Genomic DNA, 6,953 nt, shown 5'->3' with positions numbered 1-6,953 from the left:
CCCGGCGGCGGCCCGCGGAGCCGGCTCCGGGGCGATCCGGCGGCGCCGGCGCACGGGGTCGGCCTTGGGCCCGGAGCCCACGAGCGGGCGGTCGCCGTCGGCCTCGGGCGCCGCCGGGGTCTCCCCGAGGATCCCCGGCGTCCCCTCCGGGGCGGGTCCCGTGCCGGCGGCCTCCTCGGGGGAGCCCACGGCGATGATCGGGGTGCCGACCTCCACGGTGCGGCCCTCGGGCACCAGCAGGTCGAGCACGGTGCCCGCGTACGGGGACGGCAGCTCCACCACGGACTTGGCGGTCTCGATCTCGACGAGCACCTGGTTGACCGTGACGGTCTCCCCCGGCGCCACTCGCCACGCGAGGATCTCCGCCTCGGTCAGGCCTTCGCCGACGTCGGGCAGGTTGAAGATCTGCGGCATGTCAGTACTTCCTCTCTCGCGCGGCCCCTCCGGGTCGGCGACGGCGCCGCCGGCCCGGAGGGGCCGGCGGCCGGGGTCGGCGGGGTCAGTAGGCGAAGGAGCGGTCCAGTGCCTCGAGGATCCGGTCCAGGTCCGGCACGTACTGGTCCTCGACGGCCGCCACGGGGTAGGGCAGGTGGAAGGCGCCCACCCGGAGCACCGGGGCCTCGAGGGAGTAGAAGGCCCGTTCGGTGATGCGGGCGGCGATCTCCCCTCCGAGGCCGCCGAAGGTCGGGGCCTCGTGGGCGACGACCAGGCGCCCGGTCCGGCGCACGGAGTCCTCCACGGTGTCGAAGTCGATCGGCGACAGGGACCGCAGGTCGATGACCTCCACGCTGCGGCCGTCCTCCTCGGCGGCCTGCGCCGCGGCGAGGGCGACCGGCACGAGCGGGCCGTAGGCCACCACCGTGGCGTCCTCCCCCGGCCGGACCACCTGGGCGGTGAACGGGTCGGCGGCGGGGCGCTGCGTGTCGACCGCGCCCTTGAGCCAGTACCGGCGCTTGGGCTCGAAGACGATCACCGGGTCGTCGCAGGTGATCGCCTGCTGGGTCATCCAGTAGGCGTCCTGGGCGTTGGACGGCGTGATGATGCGCAGCCCCGCGGTGTGGGCGAAGAGGGCCTCCGGGGACTCGGAGTGGTGCTCCACCGAGCCGATGACCCCGCCGTAGGGGATCCGGATGGTGACGGGGACCGTGACGTCCCCGTTCGTGCGGTTGCGCATCTTCGCGAGCTGCGTGGTGATCTGGTTGAAGGCCGGGAAGGAGAAGCCGTCGAACTGGATCTCGCACACGGGCCGGTAGCCGCGCAGGGCGAGGCCCACGGCGGTGCCCACGATCCCGGCCTCCCCCAGCGGGGTGTCCATCACGCGGTGTCCGCCGAAGTCCTTCTTGAGCCCCTCGGTGACGCGGTAGACGCCGCCCAGGGAGCCGATGTCCTCGCCCATGAGCAGCACCCGGGGGTTCTCCTCCATGGCCCGGCGCAGGCCGGCGTTGACGGCCTTGGCGATCGTCAGGTCGGGAGCGGCGTTCATGCGAGGTCCTCCTCGGTGCCGGCGGAGCGCTCGTCGGGGACCCCGGTGACGGGATCGGCCGCGACGGTCAGGCTCGAGGCCTGCGTGCCGCGATCGGGCCCGGCGGTGCCGTCGACGCCGGGACTGCCGTCGGAGCCGTCCTCGGGGCCGTCCTCGTCGAACCCGGCCTGGTAGGCCGCGTACCAGGCGCGCTCCTCCTCGATCAGGGGATGACGCTCGGCGTAGGCCTTGTCGAAGAACTCCTCGAAGGAGGGCGGGGCCATGGACAGGACGTGGGCGCGGGTCTGGTCGGCGAACTCCTGCGCGGCCGCGGCGACCTCGTCGAAGAAGGCGTCGTCCGTGCCGTGGTGCCGGCGCAGGTGCGTCTCGAGGCGCAGCAGCGGATCGAGCTCGGCCCAGTGGCGCTCGTCCTCCCGGCGGCGGTACTTCGTCGGGTCGTCGGCGGTGGTGTGGGCGCCCAGCCGGTAGGTCTCGGCCTCCACGAGCACCGGGCCGCGCCCGGCGCGTGCCTGCTCCATGGCGTACCGGGAGACGGCCAGGACGCCCAGGACGTCGTTGCCGTCCACCCGGATCCCCTCGAACCCGTAGCCGGCGGCCCGCTCGGCCAGCGGCAGACGGGACTGGGTGGAGAACGGCACCGAGATGGCCCACTGGTTGTTCTGCACGAAGAAGACGACCGGGGCGTCGAAGGAGGCGGCGAAGACCATGCCCTCGTGCACCTCGCCCTGGGTCGAGGTGCCGTCCCCGAAGTACGCGATGGTGGCGGCGGGCTCGACCTCGCGCCCCTCCTCCTCGGCCGCGCGGCGGTCCAGGTCCATGCCCATGGCGTAGCCCACGGCGTGCGGCACCTGGGAGCCGAGCACGATCGAGTACACGTTCATGCCGTGCTCCGAGGGCTTCCACCCGCCGGCGGCGTGCCCGCGGAAGACCATGAGCAGCTCGGCGGGGTCCACCCCCCGCTCGATCGCCACCGCGTGCTCGCGGTAGGTCGGGAAGATGTGGTCGGTCGGGCGCAGGGCGCGGACGGAGCCCACCTGAGCGGCCTCCTGCCCGCGCATCGGCGCCCAGAGCACCAGCTGGCCCTGCCGCTGCAGGTGGGTGGCCTCCTCGTCGAACCGGCGCGCGAGCGCCATGGACCGGTAGAGGTCCCGCAGCTCCTCGGCGCCGACGTCGGCGACGTACGGCGAGAAGACCGGGTCCTCGGCCGGCACGCCCTCCCGGTCGAGGAGCCGCACCAGCCGGGTGCGTGGCTCCGGGGTCGGCGCGTGACGGTCCGGCGCGTGGGCGGCCGGGGTGAACGGGGCGGCATCCATGGTCAGGACGTCCTTTCGGTGTGCTCGGGTGGGAGCGGAGCGCTCGTGCCCGGGGTTCAGAGCACGGGTGCGTGCGGGAACTGCGCGCAGAGCTCGAGGAACCGGGTGTTGGCCTCCGGCTCCCCGACGGTGACGCGGACGCCCTCGTCGCCGAAGCGGCGCACGGCCAGGGCGTGGGCGTCGCACAGCTCGGCGAAGCGCCCGCTGTGCTCGCCGAGGTTCAGCCACACGAAGTTCGCCTGCGTCTCCGGGTACGGCCAGCCCAGCGCGTCGAGTCCGGCCAGCACCCGCTCCCGCTCGTCGACGACCCGCTGGACGCGCTCGGCGACCTGGTCGTAGTGGCGCACGGAGGCGATGGCCGCGCGCTGGGCGAGGTCGGTCACGGAGAACGCGGGGGAGCTCTGGCGCAGGTACTGGGTGATGCCCTGGCCCGCCACGGAGTAGCCGATCCGCAGGCCGGCGAGCCCGTGCGCCTTGGAGAACGTCCGCAGCACGACGACGTTGGGGTGCCGGCGGTAGACGTCGATGCCGTCCACGAGGTCGTCGCGGCGCTGGAACTCCTGATAGGCCTCGTCGATGACCACGAGGACGTCGCGGGGCACCGCGGCGAGGAACTCCTCGACCTGGGCGGTGGTGAGGCTGGGGCCCGTCGGGTTGTTGGGCGTGCACAGCAGCACGACCCGGGTGCGGTCGGTGACGGCGGCGGCCATGGCCTCGAGGTCGTGGGAGCCGTCGCGGCGGTTCGGGACCGGGACGCTCAGCCCGCCCGAGAGCCCGATGCTGATGGGGTAGGCCTCGAAGGAGCGCCACGCGTGGACCACCTCGTCCGGGGCGCCGTCCTCTCCGGTGCCCACGAAGGCGCCCAGCAGCTGGTTGAGGGCGCCGAGGCTGCCGGCGCCGGTGGCGACGTCCTCGGCGGGCACGCCGAGGAACTCGCCCAGGACCTCCCGCAGCTCCGCGGAGGTGGTCTCGGGGTAGCGGTGCACGGCGTCCCAGTCGGCGAGGACCTCGCGGACGGCCGGGACGGGCCCGAACGGGTTCTCGTTGGAGGACAGCTTGTAGGAGGGCAGTCCCTCGACCACGAGCGGCGGTTTGCCGGCCACGTAGCGGGGAAGCCGGGACAGAGCCGGGCGCGGCCGGACCGCCGGGGTGGTGGCGGGGGCCGCGTCCTGTGCCGGGGCGTCCCCGGCCAGGGTGCGGGTAGCGTCGCTGGTACTCATGGGGGCCATGCTATCCCCGCTCCCCCGGGGTTCCCGGGTGGATGACGCCCCTCCGGACGACCCGGCATTTTTTGGGCGCGAAAGCTACAACCGGGTCCCGCGAAAGTTGGTGGCCGACGACAATTCGTCCGCCCGGGGCGGCCCGGACGCCGTGGGAGAATGTGCCCATGCCCCACACCGATCGCATCCTGTCCTCCGGGCGCGCCTCGCTCGCCGCCGCCGTTCCGCCCGTCGCGCTGGGCCCGCTCGACGGCCGGTACCAGCCGGCCGTGGCCCCGCTCGTCGACCACCTCTCCGAGGCCGCCCTCAACCGCAATCGCATGCACGTGGAGGTCGAGTGGTTCATCCACCTGGCCGAGCACGCGGTGCTGCCGGGCCTGACGCCCCTCGGCGACGAGCAGAAGGCCGGGCTGCGCAGGATCGTCACGGGCTTCGACGCCGACGCGGTCGCCGAGCTGGCGGAGATCGAGGCCGTGACGGTGCACGACGTGAAGGCCGTGGAGTACTACATCGGCCGCCGTCTTCCCGCCCTGGGCCTCGGGCACCTGGTGCCGCTCGTGCACTTCGGCTGCACCTCCGAGGACATCAACAACCTCGCCTGGGCCCTGGGCGTCAAGGACGCCACGACCGACGTGTGGCTGCCGGCCGCCCGGGCGCTCGTGGCCGACGTGGCGGGCCTCGCCGAGTCCGCCGCGAACACGCCGATGCTCTCCCGCACCCACGGCCAGCCCGCCACGCCCACCACGCTGGGCAAGGAGATGGCGGTGGTCGCCCACCGCCTGGGCCGCCAGCTCTCCCGGATCGAGCGCACGGAGTACCTCGGCAAGATCAACGGCGCCACGGGCACCTACGCGGCGCACTACGCCTCCGTCCCGGACGCGGACTGGACCGAGGTCTCGCGCGGTTTCGTGGAGGCCCTGGGCCTGACCTGGAACCCGCTGACCACCCAGATCGAGTCGCACGACTGGCAGGCGGAGCTCTACGCCGACGTCGCGCGGTTCAACCGGGTCCTGCACAACTTCTGCACGGACGTGTGGTCCTACATCTCGATCGGCTACTTCCAGCAGGTCCCGGTGGAGGGGGCCACCGGCTCCTCCACCATGCCGCACAAGGTCAACCCCATCCGGTTCGAGAACGCCGAGGCGAACCTGGAGCTCTCCAACGCGCTGCTCGACGTCCTGGGCGCGACCCTGGTGACGTCGCGGTGGCAGCGCGACCTCACGGACTCCTCGTCCCAGCGCAACATCGGCGTGGCCTTCGGCCACTCCCTCCTCGCGGTCTCCAACGTGCGCAAGGGCCTGGCCCGCCTGGACGTCGCGGAGGACGTGCTGGCCGCCGATCTCGACCAGAACTGGGAGGTCCTCGCGGAGGCCGTCCAGATGGTCATGCGCGCCGAGGCGATCGCCGGGGTCGAGGGCATGGACAACCCCTACGAGCGGCTCAAGGAGCTGACCCGCGGGCGGCGGGTGGACGCGGACCGGCTCCAGGAGTTCGTGGCGGGCCTGGGCCTCTCCCCGGAGGCCGCCCGGCGGCTCTCCGCGCTGACCCCTGCCACCTACACCGGCATCGCCACCGAGCTCGTGCGCTACCTCTGACATCGCGCCGGACAACCCGCTCCGCCGGAGGGCGTGACCGCGGCCGGGTCCGCCCGGGCCGCCCAGGTGGGCGGCCCGCCGCCGGCTCCCAGAGCGGAGGGGACGCCCACGACCGCTGCTACGGCGAAGGCCCTTCTGGGACCGTGCTCCTGGCGCCGGTCAGGCGTCCGCGTGGCACGTCCGGCCGGGCCAACCGGGTGTCCGAAGCCGGCGCCGGAGCGTGCTGCCGGGCCGCGAGCCGGTGAACTCGCCCTCCGCGCCGCACGCCGCGACCCAGCCGGGGGCGTCCCCGCCGAGCACGTGGGCGGCGTGGGCGTAGGCTTGGGCCTCCACCGCGCTCCGCGCGGCCACGACGACACGGTCCCACGGGCTCTCCACGGCGGCACCGGTGACCGGGTTGACCAGGGCGCTCCCCGGCCGGGAAAGCACGGCGAGACCATGGTGGCCCGTCGTCAGGAGGCCGGCCCAGGCGGCGGCGCCCAGGGCCGGATCGAGGTCCGGGTCCAGAGCGAAGCCTGGGGTCGCGGCCAGGGCGGCGGCCTCGGCGGCAGGGCCGGCCACCGCCAGCACCCCGCCGGTACGGGCAACGAGCCCGTGGCCGGGGAAGGCATCGGTGAAGAGCCGGACCGTGCGGTCCGCGGCCCAGGCGCCGGCGACCTCGGCGAGATCCAGGACGGTGCCCTGCCGCATCCGCAGGCGGCGGGCGGGCAGGTCGAGGTCGAGGTGGGCGATTCCCGGGGCCGGGCGGGCCGGCAGACCGTCCTGGGCACGCCAGGCGGCGTCGCCGGTGGTGGGGTCGACCAGTCCGCTGGTGAGGCGGGTGGCCCGCAGCGCCGCGGCGAGGATCTGCGCGAGCACGGGACCGACGACCACGTCGACGTCCTCGTGCTCGGCGAACCGGTTCAGCAGGGACAGCTCCGAGTCGATGCGCTCGGGCGCCACGGCCGCGGAGACCTCGCGGTGGACGCGCTCGGCCAGCCGCCGGGCCTCCTCCTGGAGGTCCGGGGCGGGGGCGCGGACGGTGTCCCGGCTCGGCGCCCCGGGCGGGGTGGGGGTGGACATGGCCGTCTCCTGGCGGTCTCGTGTCGGCGCGTGCCGGAGGACGCGGAAGGCCCTGCGCGACAACGGGCAGGTGGTGCCGAGCATACGCGCGGCTGGGCCCGCCGGACGGTGACGTGACCGCTCGTTACCTGACCGTCATCGCGGCGGAGCGGGGGCGCCCCGGTCCGGTCGCCGGCACCGGCGGGCCGGCGGGGATCCCGGCGCCGCCGTCCCGCCCGCCGGCCGCCGCGGTCCAGCGCAGCACGTCGGCCGGGCGGTTGGAGGTCAGCTGCTGGATGCC

6 protein-coding genes are annotated in these 6,953 nt (G+C 74.4%); 1 reads left to right on the top strand and 5 read right to left on the bottom strand.

What is annotated here, in order from left to right; genetic code table 11:
- The 4 genes from ABL57_RS18495 to ABL57_RS18480 form a co-directional block, all read right to left on the bottom strand.
- Nucleotides 1–414, bottom strand: a 414-nt coding sequence (locus tag ABL57_RS18495) for a biotin/lipoyl-containing protein (RefSeq protein ID WP_047804956.1), incomplete at its 3' end; no start/stop codon positions are given.
- Between the two features lie 85 nt (nucleotides 415–499).
- The gene (locus ABL57_RS18490) at nucleotides 500–1,483 is read right to left on the bottom strand and encodes an alpha-ketoacid dehydrogenase subunit beta (RefSeq protein WP_047804955.1); all 984 of its coding nucleotides are present in this window, start codon (nucleotides 1,481–1,483) and stop codon (nucleotides 500–502) included.
- Complete coding sequence (locus ABL57_RS18485) at nucleotides 1,480–2,796, bottom strand: thiamine pyrophosphate-dependent dehydrogenase E1 component subunit alpha (RefSeq protein WP_082157569.1); 1,317 nt, start codon at nucleotides 2,794–2,796, stop codon at nucleotides 1,480–1,482. The genes ABL57_RS18490 and ABL57_RS18485 overlap by 4 nt, the downstream gene beginning before the upstream one ends.
- Nucleotides 2,797–2,852: 56 nt before the next feature.
- Nucleotides 2,853–4,016: a histidinol-phosphate transaminase gene (locus tag ABL57_RS18480; protein WP_082157570.1), complete on the bottom strand. Its 1,164-nt coding sequence runs from the start codon at nucleotides 4,014–4,016 to the stop codon at nucleotides 2,853–2,855.
- Nucleotides 4,017–4,183: 167 nt separating this feature from the next.
- Here ABL57_RS18480 and purB point away from each other — a divergent pair, with 167 nt between their 5' ends.
- Entirely contained in the window at nucleotides 4,184–5,611 is a 1,428-nt protein-coding gene (gene purB / locus ABL57_RS18475; RefSeq protein ID WP_047804954.1) for an adenylosuccinate lyase, read from the top strand.
- Between the two features lie 159 nt (nucleotides 5,612–5,770).
- Here purB and ABL57_RS18470 read toward each other — a convergent pair whose 3' ends face one another.
- Complete coding sequence (locus ABL57_RS18470; protein ID WP_047804953.1) at nucleotides 5,771–6,673, bottom strand: FAD:protein FMN transferase; 903 nt, start codon at nucleotides 6,671–6,673, stop codon at nucleotides 5,771–5,773.
- Between the last annotated feature and the right edge of the window lie 280 nt (nucleotides 6,674–6,953).

Source organism: Kocuria sp. SM24M-10 (assembly GCF_001027955.1).
Lineage (GTDB): Bacteria > Actinomycetota > Actinomycetes > Actinomycetales > Micrococcaceae > Kocuria > Kocuria oceani.
Note: the sequence above shows the minus strand (reverse complement) of the source record. Positions and strands in the feature narration are given on the sequence as shown.